This window comes from Burkholderia sp. BE17 (genome assembly GCF_009362305.1).
Lineage (GTDB): Bacteria > Pseudomonadota > Gammaproteobacteria > Burkholderiales > Burkholderiaceae > Burkholderia > Burkholderia pyrrocinia_C.
On the sequence record NZ_WHNU01000035.1, the window covers coordinates 19,312 to 41,809 of the forward strand.

Sequence of the window (22,498 nt, forward strand, 5' to 3'; positions counted from 1 at the left end):
CTGTCGATGCGGATCGGCGGCGCGACGACGCCTTTCGAGTTGTCGAAGTCGCTCGGGGTCGACATGGGGTTGGTGACGCGCCTGCTCGACAATCTGGAGGGCAAGGGGCTCGTCGAGTGTTCGTGCGGCATGAGCGATCGGCGCGCCGTGAACCTCGCGCTGGCGGAAGCGGGGCCGGCGGTCGCCGCGCGGACTCCAGAGATCGCACCGAAGGCGCTCGATGCACGCCTGCGGAAATTCACGAAGGCCGAATTCGACGAGCTGTGCCGGTTGCTGCGCAAGTTCAGCGGCGAGTAAATCGCCGCCTTGTTTTCTGGGCCGGAAATGAAAAAAGGCCGGCTAGAAGCCGACCTTTTCAAATAAGTGGTGCCCAGGAGAGGACTCGAACCTCCACGGTGTTGCCACCGCTAGGACCTGAACCTAGTGCGTCTACCAATTCCGCCACCTGGGCACGTTTTGCAGTTAGCTGCTTGCTGCAAAGAAGCGAAATTATAGCGCCCCAATTATTCGTGTCAACACTTTTTTGCGATGCATCGCAAACCGGCCGCCGTCGCGCCTGCCCGCGGCATTCCCGTCATTTGGCGACACAGGCGGGTGATAGAATGACCCGCCGCCGTCAATATAGAACTGTCTGACGGACACCTCTATGTTGATGCCGTGCACATCAGTCAACGCAACGAGAACAATCATCGACAAACCCTTGAGCAAATATCCGTACCCCATTCCGAGCCGTGAAGAAATTCTCGGCGTGCTGCGTACGAGCGATGCGCCGCTGGCTGCCAACGACATCGCCGAAGCATTGTCGATCAAGCGTCAGGAGCGCGAGGGATTCTTCCGGCGTGTCGCCGCGATGGAGCGCGACGGCCAGATTCGCCTCGACAAGCGCGGCCACTACCAGTTGACCCATCCGTCGAATTTCGTCGCCGGGCGCGTGCAGGGGCATCGCGACGGCTACGGGTTCGTGATCCGCGACGACGGCCAGGACGATCTGTTCCTGCCGAACGGCGAAATGCAGAAGGTGATGCACAACGATCGCGTGCTCGCGCGAATCGTCGGCTACGATCGCCGCGGCCGGCCGGAAGGGCATGTCGTCGAAGTCACCGAGCGCGCGAACAAGCGCGTGATCGGCCGCCTGCTCAACGAGAACGGTGCGTTGATCGTCGCGCCGGAAGACAAGCGCATCGGCCACGACATCCTGATCACGCAGAACGTGAAGAAGGCGAAGGTCGGGCAGGTCGTCGTCGTCGAGCTGACCGATTTCCCGAGCCGACATTCGCAGCCGCTCGGCCGTGTCGTCGAAGTGCTCGGCGATATCGACGATCCGGGCATGGAAATCGAGATCGCGGTGCGCAAGTACGGCGTGCCGCATGAATTCAGCCAGCCGGCGCTCGACGAAGCCGCCGCGCTGCCCGACAAGGTACGGCCGACCGACCTGCGTTTCCGCGTCGACCTGCGCGACGTGCCGCTCGTGACGATCGACGGCGAGGACGCACGCGACTTCGACGACGCCGTCTACTGCGAGCCGGTCAAGGTCGGTCGCGGCGACGGCTTCCGGCTGATCGTCGCGATCGCCGATGTATCGCACTACGTGCAGCCTGGCAACGGGCTCGATACCGACGCGCTCGAGCGCAGCACGTCGGTCTATTTCCCGCGCCGCGTGATCCCGATGCTGCCGGAGAAGCTGTCGAACGGCCTGTGCTCGCTGAACCCGCAGGTCGACCGCTGCGTGCTCGTGTGCGACATGGTGATCACCGCGCGCGGCGAGATCAAGGCGTACCAGTTCTATCCGGCCGTGATCCACTCGGCTGCGCGCCTCACGTACACCGAAGTGGCGGCCGTGCTGTCGAACACGAAGGGGCCGGAGGCCGCGCGCCGCGCGGATCTGCTGCCGCACCTGCAGAACCTGTACGGCGTCTACAAGTCGCTGTTCGCCGCACGGCAGAAGCGCGGCGCGATCGATTTCGACACGACCGAGACCTACATCGTCTGCAACTCGCAGGGCAAGATCGAGCAGATCGTGCCGCGCCAGCGCAACGATGCGCACAAGCTGATCGAGGAATGCATGCTGGCCGCGAACGTCTGCGCGGCCGACTTCCTGAAGCGCAACAAGCATCCGGGCCTGTACCGCGTGCACGCGGGGCCGACGCCGGAGAAGCTCGAGAACCTGCGGGCGTTCCTGCGCGGCATGGGCCTGTCGCTCGGCGGCGGCGAGAAGCCGCATGCAAGCGACTATGCGGCGCTGATGGCGCAGATCCGCGACCGGCCCGACGCGCAGATGCTGCAGCCGATGCTGCTGCGCTCGATGCAGCAGGCTGTCTACAGCCCGGACAACATCGGCCACTTCGGTCTCGCGTACGAGGCGTATGCGCACTTCACGAGCCCGATCCGCCGTTATCCCGACCTGCTCACGCACCGCGCGATCTACTCGATCCTGTCCGGCAAGAAGTATGCGCCGAAGGCGCCGGAGGGCTTCGAACTGAACACCGCGCTGTCGCCGCGCGCCCGCGCGATGCAGCAGGCCGACGACGAAGCGCGCAATCGCTCGCGCTCGAACACGGCGATCTGGGAAGAGCTCGGCCTGCACTGCTCGGCGAACGAGCGGCGTGCGGACGAAGCGTCGCGCGACGTCGAGGCATGGCTCAAGTGCTATTTCATGCGCGACAAGCTCGGCGAGGAGTACGGCGGGATGGTGAACGGCGTCACGTCGTTCGGCATCTTCGTGCAGCTCGACACGCTGTTCATCGAAGGTCTCGTGCACGTCACGGAACTCGGCTCGGACTACTTCCAGTACGACGAGATCAAGAACGAGCTGCGCGGCGAACGGACGGGCATCCGCTATCGCCTGTCGGACCGCGTGCGGGTGCAGGTGAGCCGCGTCGATCTCGACGCGCGCAAGATCGATTTCCGCCTCGTGCGCGACACGCCGGTGAAGGCGCCGCGCCCGTCGCCCGCGCCGGCTGCCGCAGGTGCCGGTGCCGGTGCCGATCGCAACGGCCCGCGCGTGCGCGCGCTGCCGCAGGCGGAGGAACTCGCGCCGCGCCGCAAGAAGGCTGCAAGCGCACCGAGCGTCGCGGTGAAGGAAGCGCGTGCCCCGCACAAGAAGGGCGGCAGCGGCGGTGCGGCGGCGAAACCGACTGCGAAGAAGCCGCGCGCCCGCAAGAAGTATTGAGCGTTCGGGGCGGCGCAAGCGCACGCCCTGCAGTATCGAGAGACGCCGCGTCATCGGTCATCGGCCGGCAACGCGGCGCTTTCCTTTTCCATGGATCGCGGCTGCGCGCGTCGCGCGGCCGCACGTTTGATCGAAGGTTGTTCCAGTCATGTCACGTCTGAAGGTTCTTTACGGTTTTCATGCGGTGACCGCACGTTTGCGGCACGATGCATCGACGGTTGCGGAGGTGCTGTACGACCAGACGCGCCGCGACCGCCGCATGCAGGACTTCCTGCACACCGCGAAGGAAGCGGGCGTGCGGCTGATCGCGGCCGACGAAACGCGCCTGTGGGGCCTCGCCCATACCGAGCGTCACCAGGGCGTCGTCGCGCGTGTCGAGGACGTGCCCCTCGCGCAGAACCTGTCCGAGCTGCTCGACGGCATCCAGGGCCCGGCGCTGCTGCTCGTGCTTGATGGCGTCACCGATCCGCACAACCTCGGCGCGTGCCTGCGCGTTGCCGATTCGGCCGGCGCGCACGCGGTGATCGCACCGCGCGACCGCGCGGTCGGCCTGAACGCGACCGCGGCCAAGGTGGCGAGCGGCGCGGCCGATACGGTGCCGTACATCACGGTGACGAACCTCGCACGCGCGCTGCGCGAGCTGAAGGAAGCCGGCGTATGGATCATCGGCACGTCCGACGAGGCGTCGGCGACGCTCTACGATACGAAGCTCGACGGCCCCGTCGCGCTCGTGATGGGCGCGGAAGGCGAAGGCATGCGCCGGCTTACGCGCGACACCTGCGACGAAGTGATGAGCATCCCGATGGCCGGCAGCGTGGAAAGCCTGAACGTGTCGGTCGCAAGCGGCGTGTGCCTGTACGAAGCCGTACGCCAGCGGCGCGTGAAGGGCTGACGCAGCCAGTCTCGCGCGACGTGCGCGGGCCTGGGACGACCCGAACGACGCGTGCCGCGATGCGACGCAGCACGCGGTTCTCCGGAACTCGCGACCGATGACCCTGTTTCGCCTCGGCGCATCATGCGCCGTGTTATGCCTGCTGGCTGCCTGCACGTCGCCGTCGCTCGTCGAACGCGGCACCTACTACGCCGACACGAGCCTGCACGCGCGCGGTGCCGATTCGCGGATCCGCTTTCTCGTGATGCATTACACCGAAAGCGACGAAGCGAAGTCGCTGCGCACGCTGACGGGCGATTCGGTCAGCGTGCATTATGTCGTGCCGCCGCAGCCGCGCGTCGAACACGGGATGCCGGTCGTGTACCAGCTCGTTCCGGAATCGAAGCGCGCATGGCACGCGGGCGTCAGCGAGTGGCAGGGCACGACCGAGCTGAACGCCGCGTCGATCGGCATCGAGAACGTGAACCGCGGCCCGCTCGATCCGCAGAATCGCACCTGGCAGCCGTATCCCCCTGAACAGGTCGATGCACTGACCCGCCTGTCGAAGGACATCGTCGCGCGCTACGGGATCCCGCCGACGCGCGTAGTCGGGCACAGCGACATCGCGCCGCAACGCAAGATCGATCCCGGGCCGCTGTTCCCGTGGCATGCGCTCGCACTGGCCGGCGTCGGTGCATGGCCGGACGAAACGACCGTGGCCGCACGGCTCGGCGGCCGCGATCCGCACGCACTGGTCGACGTGCGCGAATTGCAGCTCAAGCTCGCGCGCTACGGCTACGACGTGCCGACCGATGGCGTGCTCGACACACGCACGCGGCGCGTATTCGCAGCGTTCCAGATGCATTTCCGGCCGTCCGACTATGCGGGCAATCCGGACGCCGAAAGCGACGCGATCGCGCAGGCGTTGCTCGACAAATACTTCCCCGACGCGCAACCGGCGGACAACGCGCCCGAGGCGGGCGCACCCTGAACGCACGGCGCACCGCGCGCCGAAAAACGCGGGCCGTCATCCGAGTCCGGTAAACTGGCGGTTTTCCGCAATCCCGCAGCATTACCACGCCATGACTCAAGACGAACTCAAACGCCTCGTCGGCCAGGCCGCCGCCGATTATGTGATCCAGAACGTGCCGGAAGGCGCCGTGATCGGTGTCGGCACCGGCTCGACCGCCAACTGCTTCATCGACGCACTCGCCGTCGTCAAGTCGCGCTATCGCGGCGCCGTGTCGAGCTCCGTCGCCACGACCGAACGCCTGAAATCGCACGGCATCAAGGTGTTCGACCTGAACGAAGTCGACTCGCTGCAGGTGTACGTCGACGGCGCCGACGAGATCGACGCGAGCGGCGCGATGATCAAGGGCGGCGGCGGCGCGCTCACGCGCGAGAAGATCGTCGCATCGGTGGCCGACACGTTCGTCTGCATCGCGGACGCCAGCAAGCGCGTGCCGGTGCTCGGCGCGTTTCCGCTGCCGATCGAGGTCGTGCCGATGGCGCGCACGGCGATCGGCCGGCGCGTGACCGCGCTCGGCGGCGTGCCCGTGCTGCGCGTGACGAAGGACGGCGCACCGTACATCACCGACAACGGCAACGAGATCATCGACGTGAAGGGGCTGCAGATCACCGATCCGCGCGGCTTCGAAGCGCAGGTGAACGCATGGCCGGGCGTCGTGACGGTTGGCCTGTTCGCCGAGCGCGGCGCGAATCTGTGCTTGCTCGGCACGGAAAACGGCGTCGAAACGATCGTTTATTCGGCTAATTGAAAGAAATGAAAAGCAGTCCGTAGCGGCACGAAGTTGACGGCATGTCGACTGTAATGGACTGCATGGTTAAATCTTGTGGAAATCGGGCCCGGCAGGCGCAGCGCGCTTCCCGGGCCTTTTTTGAAGCCTTATAAATCACCCCATCAAGAAGAGGGATAACCCTGTCAGGTGTTTACCAGATAGCGAAATATCCTCGAACTCATCAACTTATAGATCATAAGAACAGTAGTAACCAGGGCCGGCGGAACTGCGGAGCAGGTGTTCGCAAATCGACGCACGGGGAGGTGTCATGGAGCAGGGCAAAGACCGGTCACTGGTCGCCAAAGTGATGGATGGGCTTGTCTCGGGTATCGTCGAAGACAAGTACGGCGGCATCTTGCCGCCGCAGGACGTGCTGTCGAAAGAGTTCGATGTAAGTCGCACGGTGATGCGGGAAGCATTGTCGATGTTGCTTGCGCGCGACATGCTGGACGTGCGTCCGAAAGTCGGTACGCGCGTGCGACCGATGCGCGACTGGCGCATGATCGACGAAGACGTGGTGAGCTGGCGATTTCGGGCAAAACCCGATCCGCAGTTCATGCGCGACGTCATCGAATTTCGAATGCTGATCGAACCGCGCGCGACCGCGCAGGCGGCCGTGCGTGCGACGGCGTCCGACATCGCGGGGATCCGTGAAGCGTTCGATGCGTTCAAGGTGCTGCAGCCCGGCGATCCCGGCTACGACACGGCGGACGAGTTGCTGCACACGCGAATCGTGCAGGCGAGCGGCAACCAGTTCTTCCAGCAGATGGCGGCGATCGTGCGCGGGGCGGTGCGTCTCGTGAATCCGCGCGTCGTGCAGAAGGAAGGCGCGCACGAAATCGCGGTGAAGGCGCATGCGCGTGTCGTCGATGCGATCGAGCGGCGCGATCCGCGCGAAGCCGAAGCGGCCTCGCTCGCGCTGATCGATTTCAGCGCCGACGAGATCTCGCGCGATTTCTCCGTCGACGTGCCCATGCGCGCCTGAACCTGCTCGCGTCGCTCATCCGTGTGCCGGCGAGCCGTTTATCATGACGGCCGGTCGGCAGCGTGCCGGCCACCGTCATACGACCGACACGGAAGATCAGGATGAACGACAACGACCACCGCCCGGTGCGCTTCGGCATCGTCGGCGCAGGCAGCATCGCGCGCCGCTTCGCGCAAAGCCTCGCGCACGTGCCGGGGGCCACGCTCGCCGGTGCCTGGGCCCGCCGCGCCGACGCAGCGGCAGCCTTTTGCGAGACATGCGGCGGCACGCCTGCCGCGAGCCTCGAAGCGCTCCTCGCGAGCGATATCGACGCGGTCTACATCGCGACGCTCCATGACAGTCACGCGCAGTACACGCTGGCCGCGCTTGCCGCCGGCAAGGCCGTGCTGTGCGAAAAGCCCGCGACGCTGAATGCGGCGCAACTCGACACCGTGCTGCGTGCGGCACGCGACGCCGGACGGCTCTTCATGGAAGCGATGAAGCCGCCGTTCTTTCCGCTGTACCGCCAGCTGCGTGCGCACTTGCGTGCCGATCCGATCGGCGAGATCCGGCTTGTGCGCGCGGGGTGCGCATCGTCGTCGGTACCTGGCGACCATTCCGTCTATCGCCTCGATCGCGCGGGTGGCGCGCTGCTCGATATCGGGATATACGAGGCGTTTCTCGCGGTCGACTGGCTCGGCGCGGCGCACGACGTGCAGACGCTCGGCCGCGTCGGCGCGACGGGTGTCGACATGTTCGCGAGCCTGAACAGCCTGCATGCGAACGGCGGGATCGCGCAGCTCTTTTGCGGGCTCGACGTGATGGGCCGCGGAGACGCGCTGATCGCCGCGGCCGGCGGGCACGTGACGATTCACGAGAAGTGGTGGAATCCGGCGCGCGCAACGATCCGCTATGCGGACGGGCGCACCGTCGAACTCGACGCGCCGGCCGAAGGCGGCGGGCTGAACTACGAGACCGCGCATTTCTGCGACCTGCTGCGCGCGGGCGAAACCGAAAGCCCGATCATGACGCACGAACATTCGCGGCAGATGATCGCGATGACCGATGCGGCGCGCGCCGTGCTCGGCGTGCGCTATTCGGGCGAGTAGGCGGGAACGCAGGTGCCGGGCCCGCGTGCGCGGCCCGGCGGATGGCGTGCGCTCAGTGCCGCGATGGCAGCGACAGGCGCTTTTCGTACCAGCGCTGCACCCATTCGAGGATCTGGCACAGGATCCAGTACACGGCCGCGGCCGCGAGATAGAGCGGCAGCGGCTGATAGGTCGCCGCGATCACTTCCTGCGCGCTGCGCAGCAGTTCGGTCACGGTGATCACGGACACCAGCGACGTGTCCTTGATCAGGCTGATCAGGCTGTTCGACAGGCTCGGCACCGCGATGCGCAGCGCCTGCGGGCCGATCACGTAGCGCAGCGTCTGCCCCCACGACAGCCCGAGGCTGTACGACGCGAGCCACTGGCCGCGGTGAACGCCATTGATCGCGCCGCGCATGCTTTCGGACATGTAAGCCGCGACGTTCGCGGACAGCGCGATGACGCCGGCCGGCGTCGGGTCGAGCGAGATGCCGAGGCTCGGCAGCCCGTAGTAGATGACGAAGATCTGCACCAGCAGCGGCGTGCCGCGCATCAGGCTCACGTACGCGCGCGCGAGGCCCGCGAGCGCGTTGACCCAGATGCGTTCGAAGCCTTCGAGCGGCTCGCTTTGCCGGATGCCCATCATCGCGAGCACGACGGCGCCGAGCAGGCCGAACACCATCGACAGCACGGCGAACTTGACGGTCAGTACGGCGCCCTGGGCGAGCACCGGCAGCGATTGGACGAGCAGGGACGTTGTCGACATGGAATACGAATCGGATGCGTGCGCGAAAGCGCAATCATAAACCGGACGAATAAAGCAAAGGGCGGCATCGTTGCGGATGCCGCCCTGTCCGGCCCGCCGTCAGGCGGGAAATGCAGGCGTGCTTACTTGATCGGCTTCGTCACGTCGATGCCGAACCACTTGTCCGAGATCTTCGTGAACGTGCCGTCGGCCTCGAGTTGCGCCATCGCGTCGTCGATCGCCTTCTGGAACTTCGGGTTGCCCTTCTTGAACGGGATGCCCGACGGGTTCGCCGAGCCGACGTTCGCACCCGGGCGCAGCGGCAGCTGCGAATTCTTCGTCAGGTACGCGAGCATCAGGCGGTCGTTCAGCGCGGCGTCGAGACGGCCGGCCGCGAGATCGCGCAGATACTCGGGCGCGCCCGGGTACGTCTTCACGTCGATGCCGGGCACCGACTTCGCCATGTCCATGTAGTTCGTGCCGAGCGCGACGCCGAGCTTCTTGCCCTTCAGGTCTTCCAGCGACTTGAAGTCACGCGAGTCGTCCTTGCGCTGGATCAGTTGCGCGGACGAGTACGTGTACGCGGGCGAGAAGTCGAGCGTCTCCTTGCGCTTGTCGGTGATGCCGACCTGGTTGGAGATCACGTCGAACTTGCCGGCCTGCAGGCCCGCGATGATGCCGCTCCATTCGGTCGTCACGAACTCGGCCTTCACGCCGAGCTTCGCGGCGACGGCCTTCGCGATGTCGACGTCGAAGCCGACCAGCTCGCCTTGCGGATTCTTCGAGTTGAACGGCGGGAACGTGCCTTCGAGGCCGATCCGCAGCGTGCCGCGTTGTTTCACCTGGTCGAGGAGGTCGGCCGCATGCGCGGTGGCGGCGGCGAACGACGTGCCGATCAGGCCGGCAACCAGCAGCTTCTTCAGCAGCGAAAATTTCATCGTGTGAGCTTCCTTGCCCCGGCGGGGGCTCCTGTTCTGATAGTGCGAGCGATGATAGCAAAAATGCAATCGATCGATAAATATCGTTTGTTTACGCCTATATAACTTACGCGGTGCGCTCGCGGGCGATCGCCTTCACGCATTCGGCGACGAGCGCGGGGCCGCGGTAGATGAAGCCCGTATAAAGCTGGACCAGCGACGCGCCGGCCGCGAGCTTCGCCCGGGCGTCCTCGCCCGAGAAAATGCCGCCGACGCCGATGATCGGCACTGCGCTGCCGACTTCGGCGTGCAGCTTGCGGATCACTTCGTTCGACGCATCGAACACCGGGCGGCCCGACAGGCCGCCGGCTTCGTCCGCATGCGGCAGGCCCTGGACGGCCGCGCGCGACAGCGTCGTGTTGGTGGCGATCACCGCTTCGATCTTGTGGCGCAGCAGCGTGTCGGCGATTTCCTTGACCTGTTCGTCGTCGAGATCGGGCGCGATCTTCAGCGCGAGCGGCACGAGCTTGCCGTGCAGGTCGGCGAGGCGCTGCTGCTTGTCCTTGAGCGCCGCGAGCAGCGCGTCGAGCTCGCCCGCGCCCTGCAGCTGGCGCAGGTTCTTCGTGTTCGGCGACGAGATGTTGATCGTCACGTAGCTCGCGAACGGGTACACGCGCTCGAGGCAGTACAGGTAGTCCTCGGCCGCGCGTTCGATCGGCGTATCGGCGTTCTTGCCGATGTTCAGGCCGAGGATGCCGCGATAGCGAGCGGCCTGGACGTTCTTCACGAACTGGTCGACGCCGTGGTTGTTGAAGCCCATCCGGTTGATCAGCGCTTCGGCCTGCGGCAGGCGGAACATCCGCGGGCGCGGGTTGCCGGGCTGCGGCCGCGGCGTGACCGTGCCGACCTCGATGAAGCCGAAGCCGAGCGCCGCGAGGCCGTCGATGGCCGCGCCGTCCTTGTCGAGGCCGGCCGCGAGGCCGACCGGGTTGCGGAACGTGAGCCCCATCACGGTGCGCGGCGCGTCGGGCACGCGGGACGACAGCGCGCAGGCGAGGCCGGTGCGGCCGGCCGCGCCGAGCGCGCGCAGCGTGAGGTGGTGAGCGTCTTCCGCATCCATCTTGAACAGGGATGCGCGGGCCAGCGGATAAAGGGAACTGAACACGGGAATTGGGCGGGCAGCCGGAATGAATGACAACCCGCTATTTTACCGGGAGTTGCGCGGCCGGGGCGTGCTTCGCTTCGCAGCCCCGCGGCGCGCGTCAGCCCGAGCCGGAATGTCCGCCCGGCAGCGGCGCGCGGGCCAGCGCCGCATCGACGGGCGGCAGGTCGACCCGTTCCGGATCGAGTATCTTCCAGCGGCCGTCGGTCAGCCCTTCGAGCGGGTGGAAGTTCGCTTTGTACGCCATCTTGGGGCTCTCGCGGATCCAGTAGCCGAGGTACACGTACGGCAGCCCGAGGCTCTTCGCCTGCTCGATCTGCCACAGGATGTTGTAGGTGCCGTAGCTCGTGTGCCGGTCGTCGGGCTCGAAGAACGTATAGACGGACGACAGCCCGTCGCCGAGGATGTCGATCATGCTGACCATGCGCAGCTTGCCGGGCTCGCCGCCCGGCGCGTCGAGGTCGCGGAATTCGACGAGGCGCGAGTTGATCCGGCTCTGCAGCAGGAACTGCTCGTACTGGTCGCGGCTGTCGCGATCCATTCCGCCGCCCGCGTGGCGCGCGGACTGGTAGCGCATGTAAAGCGCGTAGTGCTCTTCGTCGTAGTGCAGCGGCGAGACCGTCGCGACGAGCGCGCGGTGCCGTTTCCACATCCTGCGCTGCGTGCGCGACGGCACGAACGCGTCGATGGGCACGCGCACCGGTACGCAGGCGCGGCAGCCGTCGCAGTACGGACGATACGTGAAGACGCCCGAGCGGCGGAAGCCGGCCTTCACGAGTTCGGTGTAGATGTCCGAGTTGATCAGGTGGCTCGGCGTCGCGACTTGCGAGCGCGCGATACGGCCGTCCAGATAGCTGCACGGATAGGGCGCCGTTGCATAGAATTGCAGCGCCGAAAGCGGTGAAAGCGGCAGCTCAGTCGGGTGAGTCATGGGCAGCTCTCGATGCAAGGAGGGAGTGCCGCGCTAGCGCTCGATCCCGGAGGGCGCCGCCGTTTCGGCGGGGCCCGTCAGCGCGGCGAGCACGCGCTTGTCGAACTGCCACGGAATCGGCGGTTCGGCTACCGCGCGGCGCACGTGAGCGACAAAGGCCTTGCGTGCGATCTCGCGGCCGCCGAGCGACGCTAGATGCGACGTATTCTGCTGGCAGTCTATCATCTCCAGCCCCTGGTCGCGAAGGTGGGCGACGAGCGCGGCCAGCGCGATTTTCGACGCGTCGGTGGCATCCGCATACATCGACTCGCCGAAAAACATCCGCCCGAACGACACGCCGTACAGGCCGCCGACGCGGCGCCCGTCGTGCCACGTCTCGATGCTGTGCGCGTTGCCGGAGCGGTAGAGCGACGTATAGGCGTCGATGATCTCCGCCGTGATCCACGTGCCGCGCTGCCCGCGGCGCGGCGCCTGCGCGCAGGCGCGCATCACGCCCGGAAAGTCGTGATCGACGCGCACTTCCCAGGCGGGCTCGCGCAGCACGCGCTTCAGCGTCTTGCGCAGCGACGGCGACACCTTGAACTCGGCCGGCACGAGGATCATGCGCGGGTCGGGGCTCCACCACAGCACTGGCTGGCCGTCCGAGTACCACGGGAAGATGCCGCGCAGGTACGCGTCGATGAGGCGCGACGGCAGCAGGTCGGCGCTCGCGGCGAGCAGACCGGGCGCGCCGGTCGCGGGACCGAGCGCACGTTCGATGGGCGGAAACGGATCGTCCGGGCCGAGCCAGGGGACCATGGGGGCGGGCTCAGCCGTTGCGCAGCGAGCGGAAGATATCGCCGGTGTGCACGCCGTAGTCGCCGGCGGCGCGATCGGCGAAGAAGAATCGCAGGGTCTGGCTGACGGTCGGGAACGCGATTTCGTCCCACGGGATGTCGGCTTCGTCGAACAGCTTCACTTCTAGGCTTTCCTCGCCGGCTTCGAAACCCGGATCGGTGAGCCGCGCGAGGTAGAACAGGTGGACCTGGTGCACGTGCGGCACGTTGAGCAGCGTGAACAGGTTCTGCACCTCGACGCGCGCGCCGGCTTCCTCGAGCGTTTCGCGTGCGGCGGCTTCGGCCGTCGTCTCGCCCATTTCCATGAAGCCTGCGGGTAGCGTCCAGAACCCGTAGCGTGGTTCGATCGCGCGGCGGCACAGCAGGATCTGATCGCCCCAGACCGGGACCGTGCCGACGACGTTGCGCGGATTCTGGTAATGGATCGTGCCGCAGTGATCGCAGACGAAGCGCTCGCGGTAGTCGCCGGGAGGAATACGCGCGATGACTTCGTGGCCGCAGACGGAGCAGAATTTCATGTCGAGTGGAAGGGACGAGGTGATGCGAGTGTATCACCGGGGCGCGGCATTCTTGAACGCCCGCACATGCCGGCGGCGTGCCGCCGCGAAGCGGCGGGCGGATGCGAAGAGCGGGCGGGGATCGGGTGCGGAAAAACAAAAAGCCCGGTACGAGACCGGGCTTTTTGCATGAATCTGGACGGGTTGGTTGCGGGGGTAGGATTTGAACCTACGACCTTCGGGTTATGAGCCCGACGAGCTGCCAGACTGCTCCACCCCGCGTCCGTCGAAGAAATGAATTATAAGGAGTTACCCGAGCGCGTGCAAGCACTTTCTGACAATCGCATGTCGCGTCTCGTGGGGACGGCACGGTGGGCGCGTGCGCTAGAATCGAGCGGTTTGTTTCGTCTCTTCGGCAGCGGCGTCGTGCGCGATCGCATCGGCACCATTGCAACTCACCTTATTGCATCGACGGATTCATGGACATCGCTCACGATCTTCAATCGATCGGCGCGCAGGAACAGGCGCTCGTGTTTCCCCATTTCGATCCGGCCCGCGCATGGGCGCTCGGCAACCGGATGCATGCGCTCGCGACGTCGCGCGGCCATGCCATCGCGATCGACATCGTCACGTTCGGCCAGCCGCTGTTCTACGCGGCGCTCGCCGGTGCGACCCCCGACAACGCCGACTGGGTGCGCCGCAAGCGCAACGTCGTCGCGCATTTCCGGCGCAGCTCGTACGCGATCGGCCTGCGCATGCAGCAGGCCGGCGCCACGCTGGCGGACAAGCACGGGCTGCCGATCGCCGAATATTCGCCGCACGGCGGTTCGTTTCCGCTGACCGTCGCGGGCGCCGGCGTGATCGGCTCGATTACCGCGTCGGGGCTGCCGCAGCGCGCGGACCACGAATTCGTCGTCGAGGCGCTGTGTGCGGAGGTCGGCCAGGACTACGCCGTGCTGGCCCTCGCAAGGAGCTGAGCGATGCAGCTTCCCGGATACGCATGGCTCGCGATCGCGATCGTCGCAGAAGTGATCGGCACGTCCGCGCTGCGCGCGGCGGACGGCTTCACGCGCTTCTGGCCGTCGTCGCTCGTCGTCGCCGGTTACGGCATCGCGTTCTACTGCCTGTCGCTGACGCTGCGCACGATGCCCGTCGGCATCATCTATGCAGTCTGGTCGGGCGCCGGCATCGTGCTGATCACGCTCGTCGCGATGCTGCTCTATCGTCAGGTGCCGGACGTGCCGGCGGTGATCGGCCTCGGGCTGATCGTCGCGGGCGTCGTGGTGCTGAACCTGTTCTCGAAGATGCAGGCGCACTGAACGTGCGACTGCCGTTTGCCGGATGGCCCTCATGACCGATACCACTTCCGCTGCCGTTTCGGCCGAATCCGCCCAGCCTGACGTGCGCGCCTATGTCGCGAACCGCATCGGTTTTCTCGAACTGAACCGGCCAAAGGCATTGAACGCGCTGTCGGTCGGCATGATCCGGCTGATGCAGCAGGCGCTCGACGCGTGGCGCGACGATCCGGAGGTGGTTGCGGTCGTCGTGCACAGTCCGCATCCGCGCGCGTTCTGCGCGGGCGGCGACGTGCGCTTTTTCCACGACGCATGGCAGCGCGGCGACCGCGATGCGATCGACGCATTCTTCATCGACGAATACACGCTGAACCATACGATCTTCACGTATCCGAAGCCTTATATCGCGCTGATGCACGGCGTCGTGATGGGCGGCGGCATGGGTATTTCGCAGGCGGCGCGGCACACGGGCGGCCTGCGCGTCGTGACCGATTCGACGAAGATGGCGATGCCCGAAACGCGCATCGGCCTGTTCCCGGACGTCGGGATGAGCTGGTTTCTCGCGCGCACGCCCGGCGCGATCGGTCGTTATCTCGCCGTGACGGGCGCGACGCTCGATGCGGCCGGTGCGCTGTACGCGCAGCTCGCCGACGTCTATCTGCCCGATGCCGCACTGCCGGCGCTGCTCGACGCGCTGCGCAGCGCGCGCATCGACAGCGGCGCGCAGGCCGTTGCCTGCGTGGCCGACGCGGCTGCCGCGCACAAGGTCGTGCCGACGCCGGACACGTCGGCGCTGGCCGATGCGCGCGCCGGGATCGACCGCCATTTCGCGCAGCCCGACATCAACGCGATCCTCGCGTCGCTCGATACCGAACCGGATTGCGCGGCCGTCGACGGGTGGGTCGAGAAGGCGACTCACGCGATGCGCGACCAACTGTCGCCGCTGTCGATGGCCGTGTCGCTCGAAGTCGTCGAGCGCGCACGCGGCGCGACGATGGCCGATTGCCTGCGGCGCGATCTCGATCTCACGCGCTCGACGTTCGCACGCGGCGACGTGATCGAGGGCGTGCGCGCGCTGATCGTCGACAAGGATCAACAGCCGGCGTGGCGCTTCAAGTCGGCCGCCGACATCGATCGGGCAGAGGTGCTTGCGATGTTCGACAGCCCGTGGACGCCCGATACGCATCCGTTGCGGAACCTGAAGGACTGACCCTCGCGCGAGACAGAAACGAAAAGGCCGCCTGCACATGCAGGCGGCCTTTTCGTTTATTGACCGTCGATCGGTTTGCGTGCGAAGGGCGCGGAGCCCGTTCCGGTATTACGCGTCGCCTGCATCGTCCGACATGAACGCGCGCATGAACACAAGCGCGCCGAAGCCCCACACCGCGTTCGCCGCGAAGCCGGCCGCGAGCACGGGCATCATGTTGCCCGACGGCCAGATGCCGCGCAGCGGATCGATCGCGAACACGCGCGCGGCCGTCAGCACGATGCCGCCGAACATGAGTGAGCCGATCCACGACGCCTCGCGTTCCGGCGACACGCGCAACAGCCATGCCATCGGGATCGCGCAGCACGCGCTGATCAGCGCGTTCGCGACAAATTCAGGAATGCCGAGCGGCGCGAACGGCTGCGTGGAGAAGCCGGCCGCGGCGATCAGGTCCGCTGTGTGAAGGAGTGCGAGCGTGGCCTCGCGGAAGAACAGGGCGGCAAGGAAGCCGGACAGGAACGGCAAAATGACTTTCTGCATCGATGAGTGCACCGCAGGCGCGCCCGGCCGGGGCCATTCGCGCGGAGTTATTCGGATAGTTGCGTCATTATAGGGCCCGGCCGCCGCGATATTCGCTCCAGCGTCGTGCTAATCACGAAAGCGGAAAACCTAAGCTCAAAAAAATCGTTCCAAAGCCCTGCACCGATCCCTAGACTGATTTCCCAGAAACAGCCGTGCAATCGCGTATTCGCCCGCGGCACGGCCTGACCGGCGAACCATCCCGATTCGAACGCACACCATGCATGCGCCGCTCATCCGCGACGCGAGCAGGGCGACGTTTTTTCCAAATTTCGGCAAGAACAGTCAAGCAGGAGCAGCAGATGAATGTGTTCTGGTTTATCCCCACACATGGCGACAGCCGCTACCTCGGCACGGCCGAAGGCGCGCGCGCCGCGGATTACGATTATTTCAAGCAGGTCGCCGTCGCGGCGGACACGCTTGGGTACGAAGGCGTGCTGCTGCCGACCGGTCGTTCCTGCGAGGATGCGTGGGTCGTTGCGTCGAGCCTCATTCCGGCCACGCAGCGCCTGAAGTTCCTGGTTGCAATTCGCCCCGGCATCGCGTCGCCGGGGCTGTCGGCGCGCATGGCAGCAACGTTCGACCGCCTGTCGGGCGGCCGCCTGCTGATCAACGTCGTGACGGGCGGCGATGCGGCCGAACTCGAAGGCGACGGCCTGTTCGCCGATCACGATACGCGTTACGAGATCACCGACGACTTCCTGAACATCTGGCGCGGGCTGCTGTCGGCATCGCACGACAACGGCGGTTTCGACTACATCGGCAAGCACCTGCAGTCGAAGGGCGGCAAGGCGCTTTATCCGCCCGTGCAGCGTCCGCATCCGCCGCTGTGGTTCGGCGGCTCGTCGCCGGCCGCGCACGCGATTGCCGCCGATCACATCGATACCTATCTGACCTGGGGCGAGCCGCCCGAGGCCGTCGCGAAGAAGATCGCCGACATCCGTGCCCGCGCGGAGGCGCGCGGCCGCAAGATCAAGTTCGGTATTCGCCTGCACGTGATCGTGCGCGAGACCGAGGACGAAGCATGGCGTGACGCCGAGCGCCTGATCAGCCGCCTCGACGACGACACGATCGCGCGTGCGCAGAAGGCATTCGCGAACATGGACTCGGAAGGCCAGCGCCGGATGGCCGCGCTGCACGGCGGCAAGCGCGGCGGCCGCGAGGCGCTCGAGGTGTATCCGAACCTGTGGGCCGGCGTCGGTCTCGTGCGCGGCGGCGCGGGCACCGCGCTCGTCGGCAATCCCGAGCAGGTCGCCGAGCGCATGCGCGAATACGCGGACCTCGGCATCGAGACGTTCATCCTGTCCGGCTACCCGCACCTCGAGGAATCGTATCGCTTTGCCGAACTCGTGTTCCCGTTGATCAAGGGCAAGGGCGCGCAGCGGCCGGCCGGCCCGCTGTCGGGGCCGTTCGGCGAGATCGTCGGCAACAGCTATCTGCCGAAGGCAAGCCAGAGTTGAGCGAGGAGAGGCCTGCGATGACAACGAAAACGTCGACGACGGGTGCCGCCGTGGCCGCCCGCGCATGGCGCGGCGTCGCGCCGTGGCTCGTGCCCCTCGCGCTGTTGGTCGTGTGGGAAGCCGGCGCGCGCACCGGCTGGCTGTCGACCCGCGTGCTGCCCGAGCCGGTTGCGGTCGTGCGTGCAGCGTGGTCGCTCGTGACGTCGGGCGAAATGTGGGCGAACGTGAAGGTCAGCACGTGGCGCGCGCTGTTCGGCTTCGCGATCGGCGGCGGCGTCGGTCTCGCACTGGGGCTTGCGACCGGCCTGTCGAAGGCCGCCGAGGTCGCGCTCGATTCGACGATCCAGATGATCCGCAACATCCCGGCGCTCGCGATGATTCCGCTCGTGATCCTGTGGTTCGGCATCGACGAGAAGGCGAAGCTGTTCCTCGTCGCGCTCGGTGTGTTCTTCCCGGTTTACATCAACACGTATCACGGGATCCGCTCGGTCGACGCGAACCTGATCGAGATGGCGAAGAGTTACGGCGTGCGCGGCTTCGCGCTGTATCGCGACGTGATTCTTCCCGGTGCGTTGCCGTCGATCCTCGTCGGCGTGCGTTTCGCGCTCGGGCTGATGTGGGTGATGCTGATCGTCGCGGAAACCATCTCCGCGCAGTCGGGCATCGGCTACATGACGATGAACGCGCGTGAATTCCTGCAAACCGATGTGGTGGTGGTCGGCATCCTGCTGTACGCGGTGCTCGGCAAGCTGGCCGATGTGCTGGCGAAATGGCTCGAGCGCGTGACGCTGCGCTGGCACCCCGCTTATCAATCAGGAGCAAAGGCATGAATGCGACGACTTCGGCGGCCGCCTACGGCCCGCTCGCCGGCGCAGACCTCGAGGCCGAGCTCGCGCAGGCACGCGTCGCGGACGGCGATGCGCGAGACGCGGCAATCCTCGATCGCGACGCCAGCGCATCGGTCGTTCCGCTCGCGCGGCGGCGCGCGGGAAGCCCGGCACTCGACGACGCGGTGACGCTGTCGGGCGTCAGCAAGCGCTTCGGCGCGCGCACTGTGCTCGACAACGTCGAACTCGGCATCGCGCGCGGCAGCTTCGTCGCGATCGTCGGCCGCAGCGGCTGCGGCAAGTCGACGCTGCTGCGTCTCGTCGCGGGACTCGAGCAGCCGAGCAGCGGCGCGCTCGTGACGCGCGGCGACGGCGGCGGCGCGCTCGATACGCGGATCATGTACCAGGATGCGCGCCTGCTGCCGTGGAAGACCGTGCTGCAGAACGTGATGCTCGGCCTCGGGCGCGGCGCGCGCGACGACGCGCGTGCGGTGCTCGATGAAGTCGGCCTGCTGGAGCGGGCGAACGACTGGCCGGCGCAACTGTCGGGTGGCCAGCGGCAGCGTGTTGCACTGGCGCGCGCACTCGTGCACCGGCCGCAACTGCTGTTGCTCGACGAGCCGCTCGGCGCACTCGACGCGCTGACCCGCATCGAGATGCATGCGCTGATCGAGCGCTTGTGGCGCGAGCATCGGTTCACCGCGCTGCTCGTCACGCACGACGTGCAGGAGGCTGTCGCACTCGGCGACCGCATCCTGCTCATCGAGCAGGGGCGCGTGGCGCTTGACCAACCCGTACCGCTCGACCGGCCGCGTGCTCGCGCATCGGCGGCGTTTGCGGCGCTGGAAGACCGCGTGCTGAAGCGCGTGCTCGCCGGCGGGCCCGGCGTGGCCGAACAGGGCGCGGTGCATGAAGCAGACAACGTTCGACCGGTCGGGCAGATTCGCTGGGCCGTTTAAATCCGGGCGGCTCCGGCCGCCCGTTCTGAGACTTTTTCTTCGGAGCGATCAACCCGATGAGCATCACTGCAATCAACGTGCGTAACCAGTTCAAAGGCAAGGTGAAGGAGATCATTCGCGGGCCGGTGGTGTCCGAGGTCGACGTCGAGACGCCGTTCGGCATCGTCACGTCGGTGATCACGACCCGCTCGGTCGACGAACTCGAACTGAAGGTCGGCGCGGAGGTCGTCGCACTCGTGAAGTCGACCGAAGTATCGATCGCGCGTCTCTGAGCGCGCGTTTCCTGCGTCGGTGCGGCACCGGCGGGCAAGCGTGCCCGTTGGTGTCGTCCGGCGTTCCCGCAGCGCGTTTGCCTCGGTATTCGGCGTCCGGACGAAGTGTTAGGATGGAACGACACCGATGCCGGAGGGCAGCGCATGACCCCCATCCTTTCCCCCGAAGCCATCGAGGCGCTGAAGTGGATCGACCAGTTCGGCGACAGCCGGCCGGTTCCTGCCGCATTCGGCGACGTCGTCTATGCGTTGCTGAACGAGGGGCTGATCTATCAGGCGGCGGCCGATCGCGTCGACCTGACGGCCGACGGCAAATCCTTTTTGTCCGACGAATACGACTGAGCGCACGGCGCCGGCTGCACGGGCGGCCTGGCGCCGCGTCGCCACGGAGCGTGCGATGGAACCGAGAGGCAGCGACCTCGGCGATTTCAGCGAGCCGTACCGCGGCTTCGAGATCGAGGTGAAGACCGAGCAGGTCTGGGACGGCGAGCACGCGCACTACCGCGTGCTGCAGGGCGACGCCGTGCGGATCGACTGGCGGCTCGTCAAGGTCGACGGGTTGCTGCTGACCGAACGGCGCGTGATCGAGCGCGTGCTCGACGAGGCGCGGCGGGCGGTCGATGCGGAACTGGGTGAGGGCGGCTAGCGCAGGCGCCGGGCAGGTACGGCCAATGTTGCGGTAAAATGTTCGGTTGTTTCCGCGCCCGTTTGTTGCCCGAATTTCATGTCCGTACCGTCCTCGCTTCCTCCCCGCCGCGTATCCGTCGCGCCGATGCTCGACTGGACCGACCGCCATTGCCGGTCGTTCCACCGTACGCTGACGCGCGACACGTGGCTGTATACGGAGATGATCACGACCGGGGCGCTGCTGTTCGGCGATGCCCAGCGGCATCTCGCGTTCACGCCGAACGAATCGCCGGTCGCGCTGCAATTGGGCGGCAGCGAACGCGACGATCTCGCGCGCGCCGCGAAGCTCGGCGAGCAGTGGGGCTACGACGAAATCAACCTGAACTGCGGATGTCCGTCCGAGCGTGTGCAGCGCGGCGCGTTCGGCGCGTGCCTGATGAACGAGCCGCAGCTCGTCGCCGATTGTGTGAAGGCGATGCGCGATGCGGTGTCGGTGCCGGTTACGGTCAAGCACCGGATCGGTGTGGACGCGGTCGAGGACTACGCGTTCGTGCGCGACTTCGTCGGCACGGTGGCCGAGGCCGGCTGCGAAACGTTCGTCGTGCATGCCCGCAACGCGATCTTGAAGGGGCTGTCGCCGAAGGAGAATCGCGAGATCCCGCCGCTCAAGTACGACTATGCGTATCAGTTGAAGCGCGATTTTCCGTCGCTGGAGATCGTCATCAACGGTGGCATCAAGACGCTCGACGAGGTCGCTCGGCATCTCGAGCATGTCGATGGCGTGATGCTCGGCCGCGAGGCGTATCACAACCCGTACGTGCTCGCGGAAGTCGATGCGCGCTTCTACGGATCGACGGGCGCGGTGCCGACGCGCGAAGAAGCGGAAGCGCAACTGATCGAATACTGCGCGGCTGAGCTGAAGCGCGGTACCTATCTCGGCGCGATCGTGCGGCATGCGCTCGGGCTGTATCGCGGCGTGCCCGGCGCACGCGGCTGGCGTCGCGTGCTGTCCGACAACAAGAAGCTCGCGCGCGGCGATCTGGCCGTGTTCGACGAGGCGCGTGCGCATCTGAACGAAGCCGAAGAATTTTTTGAAAAAAAGGCTTTGCAAGATTCAAAAGACTTCGTATAATCTTGCTTCTTCGCTGCTGAAACAAAAACAGCGAAGAGCAGAAAGCAGTATCAGTGGTGGCTGTAGCTCAGTTGGTAGAGTCCAGGATTGTGATTCCTGTCGTCGTGGGTTCGAGTCCCATCAGCCACCCCAAAAAATTCAAGCACTTGCAGCAGAAATAAGCTGACGTGTTACAAGTTTTGGAAGATGAGATTCCAAAATTTGGAAGATGGATAATGAAGGCCCGCCAATGAGCGGGCCTTTTTGCGTCTAACAACATTGGCCAGGGAGGCATCATGGCGCCGGGGCAGAAGCCGCTGATCTTTATTTCCCACATTCACGAGGAAGGGGCGCTCGCAAAACTGTTCAAGGACACGATCGAGACTGAATTTGGTGGATTCGTTGAGGTGTTCGTCTCGTCCGACCATGAAGGTATTGCTCGCGGGCCCGGGATCTCGGCTGGGTCTCATTTCGTGGAAGCGGTCGAGTCAGGTCTCGTCAACTGCATCGCCGCGTTCTACCTGATTAGTCCGAAATCAGTGCGGCGTCCTTGGGTCAACTTCGAGTTGGGTGCAGTTTGGTGCCGAGGAGCAGTCCAGAAGGCCTCCGGAGGCGATCGGATTATGGCGCTACCGGTCTGCCATTCTGGCGTGACCCCATCGGGACTTCCGGCGCCACTAAACGCCCTGAATGCAATCTCGGCGACCCGCGCCTCGGATTTGGAGTTCGCATTCAAGTCGCTGCAGCGCGCGCTTGGAGTCTCCGGTTCGCCGTTACGTACGGATTTCGACGGTTTTGCCGCAGGTACCAAGCGTTTTGAGGATCTGTATACGATCGGCGAAGTTCTTGCCAGAAACATGCTTGTGACGGTGCCGATCCGAGACGACGTCGAACGCGTAATCGATCATTGTCGGAATGAAGCAAAGCGTGGGGGCAAAAAGTTCACCATCAGTATTCCGGCGGCGCAGCAGGCAATCTCGGACGCGTGGTCTGAAAGCGTCCGAGATCAGTTGTCGGGGAAAGTCTCAATTGCGATCCAAAACGGCGGTTTGGGTTTAGGACCGACGGGCGCGTATAGCGTCTGTGACATTGCTTTGACGCTCGATCCTAACTTGATTGTGGAACACGCGGACACGATTTTGTCGATGTATAGGTGACGGCGGCGGCGGTGGTCCACTTCGG

25 protein-coding genes and 3 tRNA genes are annotated in these 22,498 nt (G+C 65.8%); 19 read left to right on the forward strand and 9 right to left on the reverse strand.

What is annotated here, in order from left to right; genetic code table 11:
• Nucleotides 1-6 precede the first annotated feature (6 nt).
• Nucleotides 7-297 carry a MarR family winged helix-turn-helix transcriptional regulator gene (locus GD429_RS27010; RefSeq protein ID WP_152861496.1) on the forward strand — a complete coding sequence of 97 codons (291 nt, stop codon included), beginning with the start codon at nt 7-9 and terminating at the stop codon, nt 295-297.
• 67 nt (nt 298-364) lie between these two features.
• On the opposite strand, the gene GD429_RS27015 is transcribed toward GD429_RS27010, so the two are convergent.
• Nucleotides 365-451, reverse strand: a tRNA-Leu gene (locus tag GD429_RS27015).
• 249 nt (nt 452-700) lie between these two features.
• Here GD429_RS27015 and rnr point away from each other — a divergent pair.
• From rnr to GD429_RS27045, 6 genes are all read left to right on the forward strand, one after another.
• Complete coding sequence (gene rnr, locus GD429_RS27020) at nt 701-3,169, forward strand: ribonuclease R (protein WP_152861498.1); 2,469 nt, start codon at nt 701-703, stop codon at nt 3,167-3,169.
• Between the two features lie 148 nt (nt 3,170-3,317).
• Nucleotides 3,318-4,061 carry a 23S rRNA (guanosine(2251)-2'-O)-methyltransferase RlmB gene (gene rlmB, locus GD429_RS27025; RefSeq protein ID WP_034184068.1) on the forward strand — a complete coding sequence of 248 codons (744 nt, stop codon included), beginning with the start codon at nt 3,318-3,320 and terminating at the stop codon, nt 4,059-4,061.
• Nucleotides 4,062-4,158: 97 nt separating this feature from the next.
• A complete protein-coding gene (locus tag GD429_RS27030; protein WP_152861500.1) occupies nt 4,159-5,031 on the forward strand; it encodes an N-acetylmuramoyl-L-alanine amidase in 873 nt (290 codons plus the stop codon).
• A 91-nt stretch (nt 5,032-5,122) separates the two neighbouring features.
• A complete protein-coding gene (rpiA, locus tag GD429_RS27035) occupies nt 5,123-5,818 on the forward strand; it encodes a ribose-5-phosphate isomerase RpiA (RefSeq protein ID WP_152861502.1) in 696 nt (231 codons plus the stop codon).
• Between the two features lie 289 nt (nt 5,819-6,107).
• Nucleotides 6,108-6,824, forward strand: a complete 717-nt coding sequence (locus GD429_RS27040; protein WP_152861504.1) for a FadR/GntR family transcriptional regulator — start codon at nt 6,108-6,110, stop codon at nt 6,822-6,824.
• A gap of 101 nt (nt 6,825-6,925) precedes the next feature.
• On the forward strand, nt 6,926-7,912 hold the full coding sequence (locus tag GD429_RS27045; protein ID WP_152861506.1) for a Gfo/Idh/MocA family protein: 987 nt from the start codon (nt 6,926-6,928) through the stop codon (nt 7,910-7,912).
• A 52-nt stretch (nt 7,913-7,964) separates the two neighbouring features.
• Here GD429_RS27045 and GD429_RS27050 read toward each other — a convergent pair whose 3' ends face one another.
• The 7 genes from GD429_RS27050 to GD429_RS27080 form a co-directional block, all read right to left on the reverse strand.
• A complete protein-coding gene (locus tag GD429_RS27050) occupies nt 7,965-8,657 on the reverse strand; it encodes an amino acid ABC transporter permease (protein WP_152861508.1) in 693 nt (230 codons plus the stop codon).
• 122 nt (nt 8,658-8,779) lie between these two features.
• A complete protein-coding gene (locus GD429_RS27055; protein ID WP_152861510.1) occupies nt 8,780-9,574 on the reverse strand; it encodes a cystine ABC transporter substrate-binding protein in 795 nt (264 codons plus the stop codon).
• Nucleotides 9,575-9,680: 106 nt separating this feature from the next.
• Nucleotides 9,681-10,718, reverse strand: coding sequence for a quinone-dependent dihydroorotate dehydrogenase (locus GD429_RS27060; RefSeq protein WP_321574893.1), 1,038 nt, complete (start codon nt 10,716-10,718; stop codon nt 9,681-9,683).
• Nucleotides 10,719-10,815: 97 nt separating this feature from the next.
• Nucleotides 10,816-11,646, reverse strand: a complete 831-nt coding sequence (locus GD429_RS27065; RefSeq protein WP_152861514.1) for an arginyltransferase — start codon at nt 11,644-11,646, stop codon at nt 10,816-10,818.
• Nucleotides 11,647-11,679: 33 nt separating this feature from the next.
• Nucleotides 11,680-12,444, reverse strand: coding sequence for a leucyl/phenylalanyl-tRNA--protein transferase (gene aat / locus GD429_RS27070; protein ID WP_034184077.1), 765 nt, complete (start codon nt 12,442-12,444; stop codon nt 11,680-11,682).
• Between the two features lie 10 nt (nt 12,445-12,454).
• Nucleotides 12,455-13,000 carry an NUDIX hydrolase gene (locus GD429_RS27075; protein WP_152861516.1) on the reverse strand — a complete coding sequence of 182 codons (546 nt, stop codon included), beginning with the start codon at nt 12,998-13,000 and terminating at the stop codon, nt 12,455-12,457.
• 184 nt (nt 13,001-13,184) lie between these two features.
• Nucleotides 13,185-13,261 (reverse strand) — tRNA-Met (locus tag GD429_RS27080).
• Nucleotides 13,262-13,458: 197 nt separating this feature from the next.
• On the opposite strand from GD429_RS27080, the gene GD429_RS27085 reads away from it, so the two are divergent.
• Genes GD429_RS27085 through GD429_RS27095 form a run of 3 tightly spaced genes read left to right on the forward strand, consistent with a single transcriptional unit; the run spans nt 13,459 to nt 15,484 of the window.
• Entirely contained in the window at nt 13,459-13,956 is a 498-nt protein-coding gene (locus GD429_RS27085) for a heme-degrading domain-containing protein (protein ID WP_152861518.1), read from the forward strand.
• A 3-nt stretch (nt 13,957-13,959) separates the two neighbouring features.
• Entirely contained in the window at nt 13,960-14,298 is a 339-nt protein-coding gene (locus GD429_RS27090) for a DMT family transporter (RefSeq protein WP_152861520.1), read from the forward strand.
• A gap of 31 nt (nt 14,299-14,329) precedes the next feature.
• On the forward strand, nt 14,330-15,484 hold the full coding sequence (locus tag GD429_RS27095; RefSeq protein WP_152861522.1) for an enoyl-CoA hydratase/isomerase family protein: 1,155 nt from the start codon (nt 14,330-14,332) through the stop codon (nt 15,482-15,484).
• Nucleotides 15,485-15,592: 108 nt separating this feature from the next.
• Here GD429_RS27095 and GD429_RS27100 read toward each other — a convergent pair whose 3' ends face one another.
• Complete coding sequence (locus GD429_RS27100) at nt 15,593-16,021, reverse strand: hypothetical protein (RefSeq protein WP_152861523.1); 429 nt, start codon at nt 16,019-16,021, stop codon at nt 15,593-15,595.
• A 341-nt stretch (nt 16,022-16,362) separates the two neighbouring features.
• Between GD429_RS27100 and ssuD the strand changes: the two genes are divergently transcribed.
• The 9 genes from ssuD to GD429_RS27145 all read left to right on the forward strand — a co-directional run bounded on the left by ssuD (nt 16,363) and on the right by GD429_RS27145 (nt 22,473).
• On the forward strand, nt 16,363-17,520 hold the full coding sequence (gene ssuD / locus GD429_RS27105; protein WP_152861525.1) for an FMNH2-dependent alkanesulfonate monooxygenase: 1,158 nt from the start codon (nt 16,363-16,365) through the stop codon (nt 17,518-17,520).
• A 17-nt stretch (nt 17,521-17,537) separates the two neighbouring features.
• Nucleotides 17,538-18,350, forward strand: coding sequence for an aliphatic sulfonate ABC transporter permease SsuC (gene ssuC / locus GD429_RS27110; RefSeq protein ID WP_152861527.1), 813 nt, complete (start codon nt 17,538-17,540; stop codon nt 18,348-18,350).
• Nucleotides 18,347-19,306, forward strand: coding sequence for an ATP-binding cassette domain-containing protein (locus GD429_RS27115; RefSeq protein WP_152861529.1), 960 nt, complete (start codon nt 18,347-18,349; stop codon nt 19,304-19,306). The genes ssuC and GD429_RS27115 overlap by 4 nt, the downstream gene beginning before the upstream one ends.
• Nucleotides 19,307-19,362: 56 nt before the next feature.
• Nucleotides 19,363-19,578 (forward strand): TOBE domain-containing protein, encoded by a 216-nt coding sequence (locus tag GD429_RS27120; protein ID WP_006400187.1) that lies wholly within the window; start codon nt 19,363-19,365, stop codon nt 19,576-19,578.
• Nucleotides 19,579-19,722: 144 nt separating this feature from the next.
• Nucleotides 19,723-19,920 (forward strand): hypothetical protein, encoded by a 198-nt coding sequence (locus tag GD429_RS27125; RefSeq protein WP_034184085.1) that lies wholly within the window; start codon nt 19,723-19,725, stop codon nt 19,918-19,920.
• A 55-nt stretch (nt 19,921-19,975) separates the two neighbouring features.
• On the forward strand, nt 19,976-20,224 hold the full coding sequence (locus GD429_RS27130; RefSeq protein WP_152861531.1) for a hypothetical protein: 249 nt from the start codon (nt 19,976-19,978) through the stop codon (nt 20,222-20,224).
• A 126-nt stretch (nt 20,225-20,350) separates the two neighbouring features.
• On the forward strand, nt 20,351-21,337 hold the full coding sequence (gene dusA / locus GD429_RS27135; protein WP_258282844.1) for a tRNA dihydrouridine(20/20a) synthase DusA: 987 nt from the start codon (nt 20,351-20,353) through the stop codon (nt 21,335-21,337).
• 56 nt (nt 21,338-21,393) lie between these two features.
• Nucleotides 21,394-21,469: transfer RNA gene (locus GD429_RS27140), tRNA-His, on the forward strand.
• 143 nt (nt 21,470-21,612) lie between these two features.
• Nucleotides 21,613-22,473, forward strand: coding sequence for a toll/interleukin-1 receptor domain-containing protein (locus GD429_RS27145; protein ID WP_152861535.1), 861 nt, complete (start codon nt 21,613-21,615; stop codon nt 22,471-22,473).
• Nucleotides 22,474-22,498: the final 25 nt, after the last annotated feature.